The 201-nt window shown below is 61.2% G+C and carries 1 protein-coding gene; it reads left to right on the top strand.

Annotation, left to right across the window (positions count from 1 at the left end; translation table 11 throughout):
* A partial coding sequence (locus ACOSDR_RS20370; protein ID WP_420732369.1) for a hypothetical protein occupies positions 1 to 201 on the top strand: 201 nt, incomplete at both ends.

Genomic DNA, 201 nt, shown 5'->3' with positions numbered 1-201 from the left:
AGACCCTGTCTGTTGAGATCAGCGGCATTCCAGACGGCGCGGTTCTGACGGCGGATGGTGAGGCTGTCACGGTGACCGATGGCGTTGCGACGCTGACGCCGGCGCAACTGGCGAACCTGACGATCACACCACCAGCCAATAGCAGCGATGATTTTGACCTGACTGTTACTGCCACCAGCACCGATGGCAGCGACACCGCGA

It is taken from the genome of Hwanghaeella sp. 1Z406 (assembly GCF_048892425.1).
GTDB lineage: Bacteria > Pseudomonadota > Alphaproteobacteria > UBA8366 > Aestuariispiraceae > Pacificispira.
Note: the sequence above shows the minus strand (reverse complement) of the source record. Positions and strands in the feature narration are given on the sequence as shown.